Raw genomic sequence first — 910 nt, forward strand, 5'->3', positions numbered from 1 at the left:
TGTAACTCTGACTCTGTAACTCTCTGCGACTTTCTGGGTCCTGCCGGAGCCGGACCTCTGTGGATCTCTACGGCCTGCCGGATCCGGTCGGCCCGGGGCCGCCTCGCCGCGGCCGGCGCCGGCCCGCCCCGGCTGACCGACGCGATCCCGGCCGGGCGGGCGGCGCGGCCGGACTGGGCGGGGACGTGGGCGCCAGCCGGGCCTGGGCGAGATGGTCGGCGAGCCGGACCCGGATGTCCTCGGCCACCGCCGCCAGCGCCCGCCGCGACCGCGGGTTGGCCGGGATCTCCACCTGGAACGGATGCCCGAAGACCATCCGGGCGTGGACGGAGCGCCGCGGCCAGTGCGCCCCCTTCGGCAGGACCTGCCCGGTGTCGACGCAGGCGACCGGCACTATCGGGCAGCGGCCGTGGACGGCCAGGTAGGCGATGCCGTGCTGGACGGTCTCCACCTCGCCGCTGCCCCTGGTCCCCTCCGGGAACACCCCGATCGCGCCGCCGCGGGAGAGCTCGTCGAGCGCGGTGTGCAGCGCGGACCGGTCGGGCCGGCCCCGGTCGACGGGGATCTGCCCGGACAGCAGCAGCAGCCGGCCGAGGATCCCGGTGTACAGCTCGGACTTCACCAGGCAGCGGACCGTGCGCGGCGCCTCGATCACGACCAGGGGCCCGTCGAGCAGGCTGCTGTGATTGCCCGCGAAGATCAGCGGGCCGGCGGACGGGACCCGGTCGAGCCCCTCGGCCGTCAGGCGCATGACGACCCTGTTCAGGATCAGACGGAACAGCGGTTTGAGCACCGTGTGCAGAATGTCGTTGTACGGCCGGGACGCCGCCGCCCGCCGGGACACCGCCGTGGACGGCCGCCCGCCGCCCGGCCCTCCGCCGCCGCGCGGGACGCCGGCCACGGAACCGAC

The 910-nt window shown here is 75.3% G+C and carries 1 protein-coding gene; it reads right to left on the reverse strand.

All coding sequences use genetic code 11. From position 1 onward, the window contains the following. Nucleotides 1-67 precede the first annotated feature (67 nt). On the reverse strand, nt 68-901 hold the full coding sequence (locus AC5LSR_RS14805; protein ID WP_493468586.1) for a lysophospholipid acyltransferase family protein: 834 nt from the start codon (nt 899-901) through the stop codon (nt 68-70). Between the last annotated feature and the right edge of the window lie 9 nt (nt 902-910).

It is taken from the genome of Protofrankia sp. CiP1_Cm_nod4 (assembly GCF_982290645.1).